Raw genomic sequence first — 15585 nt, 5'->3', positions numbered from 1 at the left:
TCCCTAGAGATTTACTTATTAGACCTTAGACTAACCTTATTAGACCTTAGCCTAGCCCCAACCCAACGCTAGGCTAAATTATTCCAACCCACCTCACAAAAAAGCCTATAAGGTCTTAATTTACCAACATTCCTGCCCGACTAAAGTTGAAAAGCCCCTTTCGACTCCTACTGCTATTGTTTTCTCGTAACGTTTTATTAACAAAAGAGCTCACTGTGAGTTCAGTGAAAATAACTGTTATATCAGTGAACATAGCTGTTATATCAATGAAAATAATCGGGTAAAACACAAAGGAGAATGGCCATGGCGTTTGAATCTGACAAACATGCCCAAGCCTACTGGAAGGAAAACCTAGGCATTATGGCGACACTACTGACCATCTGGTTCGTGGTGTCTTACTGTGCGGGCATTTTATTTGTCGACGCACTCAATACCATCCAATTTGCAGGATTTAAATTGGGATTTTGGTTTGCACAGCAAGGGTCAATTTATACCTTCGTTGTGCTGATCTTCGTGTATGTCGCTCGCATGAATGCGCTTGATAAAAAATACAATGTACAGGAAGACTAAGAGGCTAATATATGGATATTCAAACTTGGACGTTTATTCTCGTCGGTATCACCTTTGCATTGTATATCGGCATTGCAATTTGGGCGCGCGCTGGCTCAACCAGTGAGTTCTATGTCGCTGGTGGTGGGGTTCACCCTGTTGCCAATGGTATGGCAACCGCTGCCGACTGGATGTCAGCAGCATCTTTCATTTCAATGGCAGGTATCATTTCTTTTGCTGGTTACGATGGCTCGGTTTACTTAATGGGCTGGACTGGCGGTTACGTATTATTAGCACTTTGTTTAGCCCCTTATTTACGTAAATTTGGCAAGTTCACGGTTCCTGATTTTATCGGTGACCGCTACTACTCTCGTACTGCACGCTTAGTGGCTATCTTCTGTGCCATTTTTGTGTCTTTCACTTATGTGGCAGGCCAAATGCGTGGTGTTGGTGTGGTGTTTGCCCGCTTCTTAGAAGTCGATATTAACCTCGGCATCATCATTGGGATGGCGATTGTATTCTTCTATGCGGTATTAGGCGGCATGAAAGGCATTACCTATACTCAGGTAGCACAATTCTGCGTACTTATTTTTGCTTTCCTTGTCCCTGCGGTTTTCACATCTATTATGATGACAGGACATGTGTTCCCACAAATCGGTATGGGTTCCACAATATCTGGCTCTGATGTATATCTAATGGATCGCTTAGAAGGACTAACTCAGGAATTAGGCTTTAACTCCTACATTGATGGTTCGAAAAGTACCGTAGACATCTTCTTCATTACCGCGGCATTAATGGTAGGTACTGCTGGTTTACCGCACGTAATTATTCGTTTCTTTACCGTCCCTAAAGTAAAAGATGCACGTATTTCTGCAGGTTGGGCACTTCTATTCATATCACTACTTTATACAACAGCTCCAGCAGTCGCATCATTTGCTCGTGTAAACTTGATTGAAACCATCAACGGCCCAGATCAACAAGGTGTTGCCGTTGAAAATGCTCCAAGCTGGTACAACAACTGGGAAAGCACTGGTCTTGTTTCTTGGGAAGACAAGAATGGCGATGGCAAAATGTTCTACTCTGGCGATGAGCGTAATGAGATGAACATCAACCGTGACATCATCGTACTGGCTTCTCCAGAGCTAGCAAAATTACCTAACTGGGTAGTTGCATTACTGGCTGCGGGTGGTCTTGCGGCCGCACTATCGACAGCAGCAGGCTTACTATTAGTTATCTCGACCTCAATCTCTCATGATTTATTGAAGAAAGAGTTCAAGCCCAATATGACAGATAAACAAGAGCTATTATTTGCTCGGGGGGCGGCAGCACTTGCGGTAATCGGTGCGGGTTACTTAGGTATTAACCCTCCAGGCTTCGTAGCGCAAGTGGTCGCTTTTGCCTTTGGTCTTGCGGCAGCCTCGTTCTTCCCTGCCATCATCTTAGGTATTTTCTATAAGAAGATGAACAAAGAAGGTGCGATTGCCGGTATGGTAACAGGTATTACTTTCACCGCTGCCTACATCATTTACTTCAAGTTCGTAAACCCAGCGGCAAGCACGCCAGATAACTGGTTCTTCGGCATCAGCCCAGAAGGTATCGGTACACTAGGTATGTGTCTAAACTTTGTCGTATCCATTGTGGTGAACAAATTCACTGCAGAAGTACCCAAAGATGTACAGGATATGGTTGAGTCTATCCGCTTCCCGAAAGGCGCAGGTAAAGCACACGATCATTAATAGCTTAAGGTAAATAGCCTAAAAGAAACAAAGCCCGAAGAGTTTATATTCTTCGGGCTTTTTGGTTACTTTAAAGGCATTAATTAATATTGATAGCTGTCATCCTTGAGGAGCCTAAGCGACATCGAGGATCTATATACAGCGCGTGGTGAGTAGATTCCCGCTCTCGCTTAGACTCGGCAGGAATGACGATACTCCAATGAGATCACCATCTAACTACCCCTTCTCGACCTCAATCCCCAACACTTGCGCGACAGCTTCAAGTTCGGTTAAATCTCCCACAAACAACAAAGCATTTGAATCATCTACTGCCAGATAAAAACTGCCTGCGCCATCTGGAGTATTAATCGTGATCGCATGAATATTTTCCACTTTATCTGTCACCACTAAACCACCCATCGCAATACGCACTTGTCCTTGGAAGATTTCGACTAGCACACCTTGCTTAGTTTGATACTCACCCATCATCATTCTGCATCCTTTTATTATTAATTTTCTACAAACAAGTCATCACTATAACCGATTCAACACCGCTCTTAATTTTAAAGGTTTGACTGGCTTAGTTAAAAATTGGAAGCCACCTGCTTTAATGGCTTGGTTTACTTCTTCCGAGCGATCAGCACTGATCACTACCCCAACAAAGCTATCACCAATTTGATCTCTTAACGCATCTAACACTTCTAAACCAATGTGGCCATTATCTAAGTGATAGTCAGAAAATACCACTTCAGGACTCCAATCTTTCTCTAGCGCGCTGATACTTTGTTTAAGATCTAACGCAGTACGAACCTCACAACCCCAACGTTCAAGTAACGTTTTCATGCCTAACAAAATCTCGGGTTCATTATCGACACACAGCACTTTGATATTAGCCAGTGGTGCATGCTCGATAACGCTGGCTTTAATGGGTTCAACTGGTAGTTGATAACAGCGCTTTAAACTCACTGAAAATACCGTACCTTGTTGTGGCCATGAGCGCAGTTCTAAATGGTGTCCAAGCAATCGAGTGATCCCGCGAGCGATCGCTAACCCTAGCCCTAGCCCTTGATCAGCGCGGTTTTCATCAACTCGGGTAAACTCATCGAAAATTTCCCCCTGCTTTTCCAGTGGAATGCCAATACCGTTATCCCACACTTCAATTCGAATATCATCCTGCATACGTCGCACACCAAGCAGTACTTTACCCCGACGCCCTTCTTGTTGACTGTAGCGAAATGCATTCGTCAGCAAGTTTTGCAGTACCCGTCTGAGTAATTTAGGGTCAGATTCGACAATCAGTTGTGTTGGCACTCGCTCAAATTCAATATTTTGCTCTGCCGCTAATACGCTAAATTCAGCATCCAGTTTGTCTAATACTTCGCGTAATTCAAAACAGCGAATATCCGTCGGCACTTTTCCTGACTCTAAGCGAGAGATATCCAATAAATCACCAATCAAATCTTCAGCCGCCCCTAAGGCACTTTCGATATGAGCAGAAAATTGCTTGGTATTATCATCACTAGCCGTTTCGCTAAGCGATGAAGCAAACAGACGTGCAGCATTGAGTGGTTGCATTAAATCATGGCTAACGGCGGCCAATAGTCGACTTTTTGATTGAGAGGCTTGTTGGGCATCTTGAGTGGCATTCACTAATTTAGTGTTTAAGTTTTCCAATTCATGAGTACGCTCTTGTACCCTATCTTCCAAAGTTTCATTCGCTTCTTTTAATGCTTGTTCGGCACGGCGGAAAGCGGTGATATCGGAAAAACTCATTACAAAGCCACCACCAGGCATAGGGTTTCCTTGCACCTCAATCACTTGCCCATCTTCGCGGATTCGAGAAGACGTGTGTTGAGTGCCTCGCTCTAAATGCTCAACCCGACGACGTACATGTATTTCCGGATCGCCCGGCCCACATAAACCTTGTTGCGCATTATGACGAATAATATCGGCAATCGGTCGTCCTACTTGAATTAAGCCTGGAGGGAAATCAAATAACTCTAAATAGCGTTGATTCCACGCCACCAGCCGCAGCTGTTTATCGACCACCGCAATCCCTTGGCTAACGTGTTCGATCGCTCCTTGTAATAAACCACGACTAAAGTCATACAGTTCGGATGCCTCATCGACTATCGCGGCGACTTCCTCCAACTGCATATTGCGACCTTGCAACGCTGACGTCAGCACTAGCCGCGCCGAAGATGCACCAAAGACCCCGGCCAGTACCCGCTCAGTATGACGAATCAAGGGCGCAGAAGCTTGTTGCTGTGGTAGCAGCGTTTCAGGTTGTTGTGACCAAAACAGTTGGAAAGCATTACGTGCTCGCTTACGCCCAACAAAGCGTGAAGCCAACATTTCCAATTCAGCCACACTAACTCGGCTTTGATATAAACTAACATCTTCACTTTCTGGAAATGGAGTACCGACAAACGAAGCGGCTTGCAGGCGTTCACTTAAACTTGAACGCGTCACTAAGGAAACAAACACGTAAGCCAAAGTGTTCACCACAAGACTCAATGCCATCCCCCAATCAGAAGACTGTAAATTCAAGCTTTGTAGCCATTCAGGCGGTGTTAAAAACCAAACTAGAAAGTTAGTTTCTTCACTTCCAGCTAACATATTGGTTTGCAGCATTAAGGTCGCGAGCCACACCACAAAACCAAGGATTAACCCAACATACACACCTTTACGATTGCCTTTTCGCCAATACAAACCGCCAAGTAGAGCTGGAGCAAATTGGGCGATTGCCGCAAAAGACAATAAACCAATCACCGCTAATGAAGGCACGCGATCCAGTATTTGATAAAAGCCCCAAGAGCCAGCTAATAGCAGAGCAATCAAAGCTCGGCGCACATTAAGTAATAAACCGGATATTTGTTTAGGTTTAGCCTTAGATAACTTCATTCGGCGCAGTAACATTGGCCAAACTAAATCATTAGACACCATAATGGTAAGCGCAATGGTCGAGACAATCACCATACCACTGGCAGCGGAAGTACCGCCTAAGTAAGCAAGTAAAGCAATGGTATCCGCGCCAACCGACAACGGCAGATTAATCACATAAGCATCGGCACTTGAGCCCCCAAGTAAATATTGGCCAGCCCATGCGACGGGCAATACAAACAACCCCATCAGCACTAAATAGATCGGAAATACTCGTCTTGCAACATGCAAATCACGCGCTTGGTCATTCTCAACAATCGTCGTGTGGAACTGGCGAGGTAAACAAATGATCGCTGCCATGGTTAGTAGCATATGAATCACTAAAGTAGGAATATTCGGTGCTTGATAATACTGCTGAGATAGCTGGCTTAAGCTGATATTCGGAGTTTGATAAATCAAATACACCACAAACATGCCAACCACTAAAAAAGCCAATAGTTTGACGACCGATTCAAACGCCACCGCCATCACAATGCCACGGTGATGTTCGGTATTATCGATATGACGAGTGCCAAACAACATGGTAAACACTGCCAACACCCCAACCACAAACCATGACACTTGCATATCTTGGTAACCAAGTTGTTGCATTAAATTCGGTGCCACTAGCTCCAGCCCCATGGTAATACCACGTAATTGTAACGCGATATAAGGCAAGATTCCGATCACCGCAATTAACGTTACGGTGATGGCTAACCCTTGAGATTTGCCATAACGCGCGGCAATAAAGTCGGCAATTGAAGTAATGTGTTCACGTTTAGTGATAAGAATAAGACGCGCAAGAATACGCCAACCCAAGGTAAAAACCACAATGGGCGCAAGATAAATAGGTAAGAAAGACCACATATCGGCACTGGCTTGACCGACCGTGCCATAGAAGGTCCAAGAGGTACAATAGACCGCAATAGATAAACTATAGATCCAAGGTCGCCAACGAAATAACCAGCTTTTTTGCCTATCGCCATACCAGGCAATTAAAAATAGAACCCCTAAATACGCCAGTGATACTGGAATCACTATCCATCCTTGCATGTCGCCTCAATCTACTATCCATGTACATTAATTTGATTGTGCTATGGCGAGCTTTTTCCCTCAATCGCTTTACACCTAATTTGTGGGTTCAGTGAGAAATTATTCTTCTTAGGCCGCGTTAAATTGAACAGAGAGATCATATTCAATTGGCCTTGTCTAAAGCTTGTTTTATTCTTGCTGAAATTCGTATTTTGAAGTTACTTGGATATAGGCTGTTCAACCTTAACAAACAAAGCGACGATGCCCATTACTGCCATCAACAAAAAGACATTGCCTCCAAAAAACTCATACCCCCAACCACTTAATGCCGTCATTAAAGCAATAAAAGCCCCTAAAGGAATGGCATTATATAAGCCTTGCAGTGGTACTAAATATTGGTCATCGGCTAATTGTATATAACGAATCGTCGCATAATGCGTTAAAGCAAAAGTTAAACCATGCAAAGTTTGCAACAATGCTAACAACCAAACCTCATTCGTCATTGCCACACCACACCAGCGCACAACGACAGCTAACGAAGCAACAATAAACATAGCTCGTAATGACCAAGCACCAAACAACCTAGCACTAAAAGCAAACAGCAATACTTCAGAAACCACCGAAAAGCTCCACAAGTAACCTATCACTGATTCTGATATCCCAACCTCTTTCCAATGTAGAGTACTGAAACTGTAATAAGCAGCGTGTGAGCCTTGTAATAGAGAAACTAAAATTAAAAACTTCACTATCGGCCATTGTTTGAGCAAGATAAAAATACTTGGCTTAGCTTGTTGTTCACTTCCTACACGAGTCTCTGGCAAAGGAGTAGGTTGGCGTAACGACAGCAACAAGGTAACCAAAAGACCAGCCATCGCCGTATATACAATCATATCGGAACCAAACCCATTGACCAGATAACCGACCAAACTAGAACCAACAATAAAAGCCACCGATCCCCACAAGCGGCTACGTCCATAATCTAGTAGATTGAGCTTGTTATAATAATTAGCAACCGAATCCGACAAGGGAATTCCCGGTCCAAAAGTGGCGTTAAAGCCAATGGTTGCTAACGCCAACCACCAGAAGTTCCCTCCGGTAAAGAAATGCAAAGCACAAAAAATGAGTGCAATAAATGTCAACACCCTTAACGAGGGTAATAAATGCTCAACTTTATGCAATTTGGGGGTAAGTACTAGGTTAACAACACAACGAGTGGCAAAACCCAAACCGATCAGTAGTCCAATATCGGAAGCGGATACGCCTTGTTCAGAAAACCATAAGCTCCAAAAAGGCAAATACACCCCATAAGCAAAAAAGAAACCGAAAAAATATTGAGATATCCAACCAAAAGGCGTGGGGTTAAGCATGAGGTCATCCAAGAGTTTGTAGGGCAAACAAAAAATCAGGCGTCATTATGCCTGTAATCCCACAGAGTGACTATTCCGATAAGGCTAAAATAGTGAATCAACAGCGCACTATTTGAAGTATATATACCCAAGTAACTTCAAGATGCAGAATTCACTTGGGTATAGACCAAAGTCGTCTAGCGCGGTAAATAGAAAATAGCCACACTCAAGATTCTTGTAATCGTATGAGTGTGGTTACCATGCCTGATAAATTTAATATGACATTAGCACCCTTTGATCGCTTGTCAGAACAACAGCAGGCACAACTACGCTCAAATCTTGATGTCGCTTATTTTCGTCAATCCGACACCATACTCACTCCTGGTAAATGTGATGAAAACCTGTATGTATTAATTAAAGGCGCAGTAGAAGAAACCAGTGATGATGGTCGAGAGGTGTTTGCTCACTATGCCCATGAAGACATGTTTGATGTACGATCGCTACTCGATGGTACTATAAAGCACCGTTATACTGCCCTAGAAGACACGCTTACCTACTTACTTCCTCGTCATATTTTTCTGGGGTTATATAAAGAAAATGACGACTTTGCTGCTTATTTTGATAACAATTTATCGGCTCGCCAACAACGGATTGAGCAAGCGCACAACCAACAAAATTTAGCCGAATTTATCCTGACTAAAGTCGATGCGGCTATTTACACACCAGCGCTAATACTTGAGCCGGACGCCAATTTAAAACAAGCAACTGAACAAATGCAGCAACATGGCAGTGATGCGGCGTTAATTGCCCTTCCCACTTACCGACATACCAATCAACAACATGCTAATCAGCAACATACCGGTTCACAGTTACCGTTTGGCATTATTACTCGTACCGATTTATTGCACGCGATTGCTCTAGATCAGCAACCGCTTGAGTACCCTGCACAACAAGTGGCGAATTCTCCGGTTCTACATATACCTGAAGGTGACTATTTATTTGATGCGATGATCATAATGACTCGCTACAAGTGCAAACGCCTTGCGGTAACTCAAGGGCAACAAATTATCGGCATGCTTAATCTCACCCAAGTTTTGAGCGCATTTTCGACCCATTCACACGTATTAACCTTGAGAATCGCTAACGCCGATAACTTAGAGGAACTTATCGATGCAGCCAGTCGACAACGAGAGTTAGTACACACCCTACAACATAACGGTATTCGTACTCGATTTATTATGGAGCTTATTTCTGCGGTCAATGAACAGATCATTGAGAAAGCTTTTGAACTTATCGTGCCAGCACATTTACATGATCATTGCTGTTTATTAGTACTTGGTTCTGAAGGACGTGGAGAACAAATTCTCAAAACCGATCAAGATAATGCGTTAATCATTAAAGATGGCCTACATTGGCATCAATTTGGTCATTTGATGGACAGTTTCAGTGAGACTTTACAGCAACTTGGTTATCCACCTTGCCCCGGTAAAGTGATGGTCAACAACCCAAAATGGGTCAAAAGCCAACTTGATTGGAAAAAATGCTTACAACAATGGGCTAAAGAAAGTTCGTCATCTTCGGTAATGAAGCTGGCCATTTTCTCTGATGCTCAAGCGATAGCAGGCAATAAAAGCCTACTCGAACCACTAAAGCGACAGCTACACACCTTAATGCACAATAATGGTCTAGGCTTAATGGAGTTCGCTCGTCCGGCGCTAGGCTTTGCGGTGCCATTAACCTTTTTTGGTCAAGTTAAGCAAAGCAAACAAGGCATTGATATCAAGCAAGGTGGGATTTTCCCGATCGTACACGGTATCCGTACTTTAGCACTGGAACATCAAATACTCGCCAGTAATACTTTTGAGCGAATTGAACAGCTGCAAAAACAAAATATCCTAGAAAGATTAACTGCCGATAACTTATCGGAAGCCCTCAAACTATTTATCAAGTGGCGACTGTCGCAGCAGCTAACTTGTCAACATAGTCACAATCAACTGGATGTTCAAAGCCTCAATCGTAGTGAGCGCGATCTACTACGTCATAGCCTACATGTAGTCAAAAAATTCAAGCAATGGCTTGGCTACCATTATCAAATTAGGGAGTAATCGGATGAATACTCTGCAGCGTTTATATTGGTTTTTTCGCCTCAAAGGTTCCCCGTATCAACCGTTATTTGGCATGATCCCCAAAGGCGAATTTGTGTCTCTGGATTGCGAAACCACCAGCTTAAATCCACAACAAGCAGAATTAGTTACCATTGCAGCCACCAAAATTATCAACAATAAAATCATTACGAGTGAGCCATTTCATATCAAGCTGAAAGCGCCGCAATCGTTATGTTCCAACTCAGTGAAAATTCATCATATTCGTCATAATGATTTAGCAGAAGGTTACTCAGAAGCCGAAGGGTTAGAGAAATTACTGGCGTTTATCGGCAATCGCCCATTGGTGGGATACCACATTCGTTATGACAAAACGATACTCGATCGCGCTTATAAAAAGCACTTTGGGTTTCCACTACCCAATCCATTAGTTGAAGTCAGCCACCTTTATCATGAGCAACTAGAACGCCTACTCCCCAATGCTTATTGCGATTTAAGTTTAGAGGCGATTTGTCGACACTTAGAACTGCCGATTCAAGAACGCCATGATGCGCTACAAGATGCCATTACTGCGGCATTGATTTATGTTCGGCTCACTTACGGCAGCATGCCTAGCCCTAGTTTGGCTTATAAAAAACACTAAAAACATCCGATCTAGCTCTCATTTCACTCGATAATTTGAGCTAAAAAACCTTTATTAACAACATCTAATCCTAAAGTCTAATTGTAGAAAACACCTCATAGGCGGAAAGTAAGATAAAACAAAAAAGACGAATCCCTACAGATTAAGAATTGAGTCCTACTCAAGCAAGGAGAGCCCAATGAGTGAAGTTCATATTCATCCAGTCAAAGAAAATATCTTGCAGCAAACTCACGCCGACAATGACACTTACCTATCCATGTACCAAGAATCGGTCAATGACCCGCAAGGTTTCTGGGCCAAACATGGCAAAATTGTTGATTGGATCAAACCTTTTACTCAGGTTAAAAACACCTCTTTTGAACCTGGCAACATCAGCATCAAATGGTTTGAAGATGGCCAGCTTAATGTCTCAGCGAACTGTATTGATCGTCATCTCGCTGAACGTGGTGATGAAGTAGCAATTATTTGGGAAGGCGATGATCCAAAAGATGACGCTCAAATCACCTTTAACCAACTGCATGAAAAAGTTTGCCGCTTCTCCAATGTCTTAAAAGCACAAGGAATCAAAAAAGGCGATGTGGTTTGTCTTTACATGCCAATGGTGCCAGAAGCGGCAGTAGCCATGTTAGCGTGTACCCGTATCGGTGCTATTCATACCGTCGTATTTGGCGGTTTCTCTCCTGATGCGCTCGCCGGTCGTATTATTGATTCCAACGCTAAAGTCGTGATCACGGCTGATGAAGGAGTACGTGGTGGACGCGCGGTTCCACTTAAAGCGAATGTAGACCAAGCTTTGCAAAACCCTGAAACCAATATCAGCAGCGTAGTGGTTTTCCAGCGCACTAGGGGTAATGTTGAATGGAATGCTGAGCGTGATATTTGGTGGCATGAAGCAACCGAGCAGGCCTCGCCAGAATGCGCACCAGAGCCAATGAATGCGGAAGACCCGCTATTTATTCTCTACACATCAGGGTCAACCGGTAAACCAAAAGGCGTGCTTCATACCACTGGCGGCTACCTAGTGTATGCCACGATGACATTCAAATATGTGTTCGACTATCAAGACAACGACGTGTTCTGGTGTACTGCCGATGTTGGTTGGATCACTGGTCACACTTACCTTGTGTATGGTCCGCTATCTAACGGTGCAAAAACTATCCTATTTGAAGGCGTGCCAAACTACCCGAACACGAGCCGCATGAGCGAAGTGGTCGATAAGCATCAAGTCAGTATTCTTTATACTGCCCCAACTGCGATTCGCGCACTCATGGCGAAAGGTGATGAAGCAATCAAAGGCACCACCCGCTCTAGCTTACGTATTATGGGGTCGGTCGGTGAACCCATTAACCCTGAAGCTTGGGAATGGTACTACAAAACCATTGGTGATGAGCGCTGCCCGATTGTTGATACTTGGTGGCAAACCGAAACCGGTGGAATCTTGATCACCCCACTTCCGGGTGCTACCGAACTAAAAGCAGGCTCAGCGACACGTCCATTCTTCGGCGTACAACCAGCATTGTTTGATAATGAAGGCGGAACACTGGAAGGCGCTAACGAAGGTAACTTAGTGATCACTGATTCTTGGCCGGGACAAATGCGCACTATTTATGGTGACCATGAGCGCTTTGAGCAAACCTACTTCTCAACCTTTAAAGGCGTGTACACCACAGGTGATGGTGCACGACGTGATGAAGATGGTTATTACTGGATCACAGGCCGTGTCGATGATGTGCTTAACGTATCAGGTCACCGCATGGGTACCGCAGAAATTGAATCCGCTCTCGTGGCATTTGATAAGATTGCCGAAGCGGCGATTGTCGGCATTCCTCATGATATAAAAGGTCAGGCGATTTATGCTTATATCACGCTTAATGATGGTGAATTCCCATCAGCGGAACTGCATAAAGAAGTTAAAGACTGGGTTCGCAAAGAAATTGGTCCAATTGCCACACCAGATGTACTGCATTGGACGGATTCCTTACCGAAAACTCGCTCAGGCAAAATCATGCGTCGAATCTTACGTAAAATTGCCACTGGCGATACTGGCAACCTAGGGGATACCTCAACCTTAGCCGATCCAAGCGTAGTCGATAAACTCATCGAAGAAAAAGCGAATTTGGTGTAAAACAAGATCGCTTCACCACAGTGTAAAAATAAATAATAAGAACCGTGGCTTAGGCTGCGGTTTTTATTTTTAAGTCCCTAGGGCCTGTTGATCTTTGGTGATGATTTTTGCAGCGAAACGTTGTCACGAGAACCTAGGCCGCTTCGTGTCTCGAGGAAAAGATACAAGCGAGTACACGAAAAAACATTATTCCAGACGAGCCTTAGCGAGAGCGGGAATCTCATGCCGCGCACTGTAAACTATTATGAGCTTAACGATTCGGCTCGCTTTAAGTAAATCCCCTATCTTCTTCTCCTAGGACTTAGTTCCTAGAGGTTAATGTTCGAACCTTCGTTACATAAAGCAAATGAATAAGTTATTTATTACCGATAAATATTCAGCACCCGCCCCCCAGAAACTAGGAACTCGCAACCTAGGAACTCGCCTTGACCTCATTAGACCAGTAAAATGCTGCGATTTGCGCTGATTTAGCTATAATTGGGCAAATTATTAGATGTAGAGTCATTTTTTTTGCTATCTTACTTAGCAAAGTATCAAAATTATGACATGATGCATTTTACATTCACTTTAATGGATATTAGCCACACAATGTCAGCAAACTTACGAGTTCTTGTCTTAAATGGGCCGAATTTAAATTTGCTCGGGTTACGTGAACCGACGCATTATGGTTCTAATACATTGTCGGATATTGTTAATAACTTGGAGGCGCAAGCTAAAGAGTTGGGTATTGAACTATCGCATTTACAATCGAATCGTGAATACGAATTGATCGAAGCGATTCATGCTGCCTATAACACTATCGACTTTATCATCATCAACCCTGCCGCGTTTACCCACACTAGTGTGGCACTGCGCGATGCATTGCTTGGGGTGAAGATTCCATTTATTGAAGTACACCTATCGAACGTTCACGCTCGCGAAACTTTCCGCCATCATTCTTATCTTTCAGATAAAGCAGTTGGCGTCATTTGCGGCCTCGGCGCTCAAGGTTACCAATTTGCACTCTCGGCGGCACATGCACAGCTAAGCCAACAATCGGCTTAATGCACTCGTCTTCGATATCAGTAGGGCAACCTGTCTTACTAAAACATAAACAATGGCTTTGCTGTTGTTTGGACATGAATAATTAAATAAATAGAGAAAACATTATGGATATTCGTAAAATCAAGAAGCTTATCGAGCTAGTAGAAGAATCTGGCATCGCTGAACTTGAAATCTCTGAAGGTGAAGAATCAGTACGCATCAACCGCTATAGCAACCAAGCGGCACCTGCGGCTCCAGTTCAATATGCAGCTGCTCCGGCTCCAGTAGCGCCTGCGGCTGCTCCAGCGGCATCTGAACCAGCAGCGCCTGTGGCTGCTCCAGTTGAAACTGGTCACAAAGTACTTTCACCAATGGTAGGTACTTTCTACCGTTCTCCAAGCCCGGAAGCGAAATCTTTCATCGAAGTTGGACAAAGCGTACAAGAAGGTCAAACTCTTTGTATCGTTGAAGCGATGAAAATGATGAACCAAATTGAAGCTGATAAAACAGGTGTTGTGAAAGCTATTCTTGTTGAAGATGGCCAACCTGTTGAATTCGATCAACCGCTTGTTGTGATTGAATAAGTCTGTTGTCTCAAACAGATCTCACATCATTAACACGGTAACAAGAGGCAATAAAATGCTAGATAAATTAGTCATCGCGAACCGAGGCGAAATCGCCCTACGTATTCTTCGCGCATGTAAAGAGCTAGGCATTAAAACGGTCGCCATTCACTCAACGGCTGACCGTGATTTAAAACACGTACTACTCGCAGATGAAACCATTTGTATTGGTCCTGCCCGTAGTACCGACAGCTACTTAAATGTTCCTCGCATTATTTCTGCAGCAGAGGTTTCTGGTGCAGTTGCGATTCACCCAGGCTACGGTTTCTTATCTGAAAACGCAGATTTCGCTGAACAAGTTGAAAAATCTGGCTTTATTTTCGTTGGCCCGAAAGCTGAAACTATTCGCCTTATGGGTGACAAAGTTTCTGCTATCAACGCTATGAAAAAAGCAGGCGTACCTTGTGTGCCGGGTTCAGATGGCCCGTTAGACGATGACGATGCGAAAAACCGCGCCTTTGCAAAACGCATTGGCTACCCAGTTATCATCAAAGCCTCTGGTGGCGGCGGTGGTCGTGGTATGCGTGTAGTGCGTAAAGATGCCGATTTGGTTGAAGCAATTGCAATGACTCGTTCTGAAGCAAAATCTTTCTTCAACAATGACATGGTTTACATGGAGAAATACCTAGAAAACCCTCGTCACATTGAAGTTCAAGTATTAGCGGATGGCCAAGGTGGCGCAATTCACCTAGGTGAGCGTGACTGTTCAATGCAGCGTCGCCACCAAAAAGTGGTGGAAGAAGCTCCGGCACCAGGTATTACTGAAGAAATGCGTCAATACATTGGTGAGCGTTGTACGCGTGCTTGTATTGAAATCGGCTACCGTGGCGCAGGCACTTTCGAGTTCCTATACGAAAACGGTGAGTTCTACTTCATTGAAATGAACACCCGTATTCAGGTAGAGCACCCTGTGACTGAAATGGTTACCGGCATTGACCTAATCAAAGAGCAATTACGTATTGCTGCTGGCCAACCTTTATCATTCACGCAGAACGATATTAAGATCCGCGGCCATGCGGTTGAGTGTCGTATCAATGCGGAAGATCCAGTTCGCTTCCTACCTTGCCCTGGTAAAATCCAACACTTCCATCCACCAGGTGGTATGGGCGTTCGTTGGGAATCTCACGTGTATGCTGGCTACTCTGTACCGCCACACTACGATTCAATGATCGGCAAGCTCATCACTTTCGGTGAAAACCGTGATGTGGCAATTGCACGTATGAAGAATGCATTAGGTGAAACCATCATTGATGGCATCAAAACCAACATTCCTCTACAGCTTGACATCATGATGGATGAAAACTTCCAACATGGTGGTGCAAACATTCACTATCTTGAGAAAAAGCTAGGTTTGCAAGACTAAGAGTCGGTTGCTAGAGGCTAGTCTCTAGTTACTAGGAAAAGATAAAGAGACCGTGGTGAAAGCTGCGGTCTTTTTTTTGTTTCGAGTCTCGTTGCTCGGGCGCTACGCTGCTCGTTTTTCGATAAAGAAAGCAACGGAATTT

Annotated in this window: 11 protein-coding genes; 8 read left to right on the top strand and 3 right to left on the bottom strand. The window is 44.0% G+C overall.

The window, feature by feature from the left end:
• Positions 1 to 303 precede the first annotated feature (303 nt).
• Both QQJ93_RS00235 and QQJ93_RS00230 read left to right on the top strand, forming a co-directional pair.
• Complete coding sequence (locus QQJ93_RS00235; protein ID WP_089124719.1) at positions 304 to 570, top strand: DUF4212 domain-containing protein; 267 nt, start codon at positions 304 to 306, stop codon at positions 568 to 570.
• 11 nt (positions 571 to 581) lie between these two features.
• Positions 582 to 2285: a sodium:solute symporter family protein gene (locus QQJ93_RS00230; RefSeq protein ID WP_089124720.1), complete on the top strand. Its 1704-nt coding sequence runs from the start codon at positions 582 to 584 to the stop codon at positions 2283 to 2285.
• Between the two features lie 216 nt (positions 2286 to 2501).
• On the opposite strand, the gene QQJ93_RS00225 is transcribed toward QQJ93_RS00230, so the two are convergent.
• The 3 genes from QQJ93_RS00225 to QQJ93_RS00215 form a co-directional block, all read right to left on the bottom strand.
• Positions 2502 to 2756, bottom strand: coding sequence for a hypothetical protein (locus tag QQJ93_RS00225; protein ID WP_089124721.1), 255 nt, complete (start codon positions 2754 to 2756; stop codon positions 2502 to 2504).
• Between the two features lie 42 nt (positions 2757 to 2798).
• Positions 2799 to 6239, bottom strand: coding sequence for a hybrid sensor histidine kinase/response regulator (locus QQJ93_RS00220; protein WP_089124722.1), 3441 nt, complete (start codon positions 6237 to 6239; stop codon positions 2799 to 2801).
• A gap of 197 nt (positions 6240 to 6436) precedes the next feature.
• The gene (locus tag QQJ93_RS00215; RefSeq protein ID WP_089124723.1) at positions 6437 to 7585 is read right to left on the bottom strand and encodes a 3-phenylpropionate MFS transporter; all 1149 of its coding nucleotides are present in this window, start codon (positions 7583 to 7585) and stop codon (positions 6437 to 6439) included.
• 239 nt (positions 7586 to 7824) lie between these two features.
• Between QQJ93_RS00215 and QQJ93_RS00210 the strand changes: the two genes are divergently transcribed.
• From QQJ93_RS00210 to accC, 6 genes are all read left to right on the top strand, one after another.
• Positions 7825 to 9669: a DUF294 nucleotidyltransferase-like domain-containing protein gene (locus QQJ93_RS00210; RefSeq protein WP_089124724.1), complete on the top strand. Its 1845-nt coding sequence runs from the start codon at positions 7825 to 7827 to the stop codon at positions 9667 to 9669.
• Positions 9670 to 9673: 4 nt separating this feature from the next.
• On the top strand, positions 9674 to 10309 hold the full coding sequence (locus QQJ93_RS00205; protein WP_089124725.1) for a 3'-5' exonuclease: 636 nt from the start codon (positions 9674 to 9676) through the stop codon (positions 10307 to 10309).
• A gap of 178 nt (positions 10310 to 10487) precedes the next feature.
• Positions 10488 to 12434, top strand: coding sequence for an acetate--CoA ligase (gene acs, locus QQJ93_RS00200; RefSeq protein WP_089124726.1), 1947 nt, complete (start codon positions 10488 to 10490; stop codon positions 12432 to 12434).
• A gap of 588 nt (positions 12435 to 13022) precedes the next feature.
• Positions 13023 to 13478 carry a type II 3-dehydroquinate dehydratase gene (aroQ, locus tag QQJ93_RS00195; RefSeq protein ID WP_089124727.1) on the top strand — a complete coding sequence of 152 codons (456 nt, stop codon included), beginning with the start codon at positions 13023 to 13025 and terminating at the stop codon, positions 13476 to 13478.
• A 104-nt stretch (positions 13479 to 13582) separates the two neighbouring features.
• Complete coding sequence (gene accB, locus QQJ93_RS00190; RefSeq protein ID WP_089124728.1) at positions 13583 to 14041, top strand: acetyl-CoA carboxylase biotin carboxyl carrier protein; 459 nt, start codon at positions 13583 to 13585, stop codon at positions 14039 to 14041.
• A gap of 55 nt (positions 14042 to 14096) precedes the next feature.
• Positions 14097 to 15443 (top strand): acetyl-CoA carboxylase biotin carboxylase subunit, encoded by a 1347-nt coding sequence (gene accC, locus QQJ93_RS00185; protein ID WP_089124729.1) that lies wholly within the window; start codon positions 14097 to 14099, stop codon positions 15441 to 15443.
• Positions 15444 to 15585: the final 142 nt, after the last annotated feature.

This window comes from Vibrio algivorus, from assembly GCF_030161215.1.
Classification (GTDB): Bacteria; Pseudomonadota; Gammaproteobacteria; order Enterobacterales; family Vibrionaceae; genus Vibrio; species Vibrio algivorus.
Note: the sequence above shows the minus strand (reverse complement) of the source record. Positions and strands in the feature narration are given on the sequence as shown.

What these genes read in the sequence shown, in the direction of transcription:
- QQJ93_RS00235 (WP_089124719.1), top strand. Translation starts at nt 304, where the DNA reads ATGGCGTTTGAATCTGACAAACATGCCCAAGCCTACTGGAAGGAAAAC.
- QQJ93_RS00230 (WP_089124720.1), top strand. Translation starts at nt 582, where the DNA reads ATGGATATTCAAACTTGGACGTTTATTCTCGTCGGTATCACCTTTGCA.
- QQJ93_RS00225 (WP_089124721.1), bottom strand. Translation starts at nt 2,756, where the DNA reads ATGATGATGGGTGAGTATCAAACTAAGCAAGGTGTGCTAGTCGAAATC.
- QQJ93_RS00220 (WP_089124722.1), bottom strand. Translation starts at nt 6,239, where the DNA reads ATGCAAGGATGGATAGTGATTCCAGTATCACTGGCGTATTTAGGGGTT.
- QQJ93_RS00215 (WP_089124723.1), bottom strand. Translation starts at nt 7,585, where the DNA reads ATGCTTAACCCCACGCCTTTTGGTTGGATATCTCAATATTTTTTCGGT.
- QQJ93_RS00210 (WP_089124724.1), top strand. Translation starts at nt 7,825, where the DNA reads ATGCCTGATAAATTTAATATGACATTAGCACCCTTTGATCGCTTGTCA.
- QQJ93_RS00205 (WP_089124725.1), top strand. Translation starts at nt 9,674, where the DNA reads ATGAATACTCTGCAGCGTTTATATTGGTTTTTTCGCCTCAAAGGTTCC.
- acs (WP_089124726.1), top strand. Translation starts at nt 10,488, where the DNA reads ATGAGTGAAGTTCATATTCATCCAGTCAAAGAAAATATCTTGCAGCAA.
- aroQ (WP_089124727.1), top strand. Translation starts at nt 13,023, where the DNA reads ATGTCAGCAAACTTACGAGTTCTTGTCTTAAATGGGCCGAATTTAAAT.
- accB (WP_089124728.1), top strand. Translation starts at nt 13,583, where the DNA reads ATGGATATTCGTAAAATCAAGAAGCTTATCGAGCTAGTAGAAGAATCT.
- accC (WP_089124729.1), top strand. Translation starts at nt 14,097, where the DNA reads ATGCTAGATAAATTAGTCATCGCGAACCGAGGCGAAATCGCCCTACGT.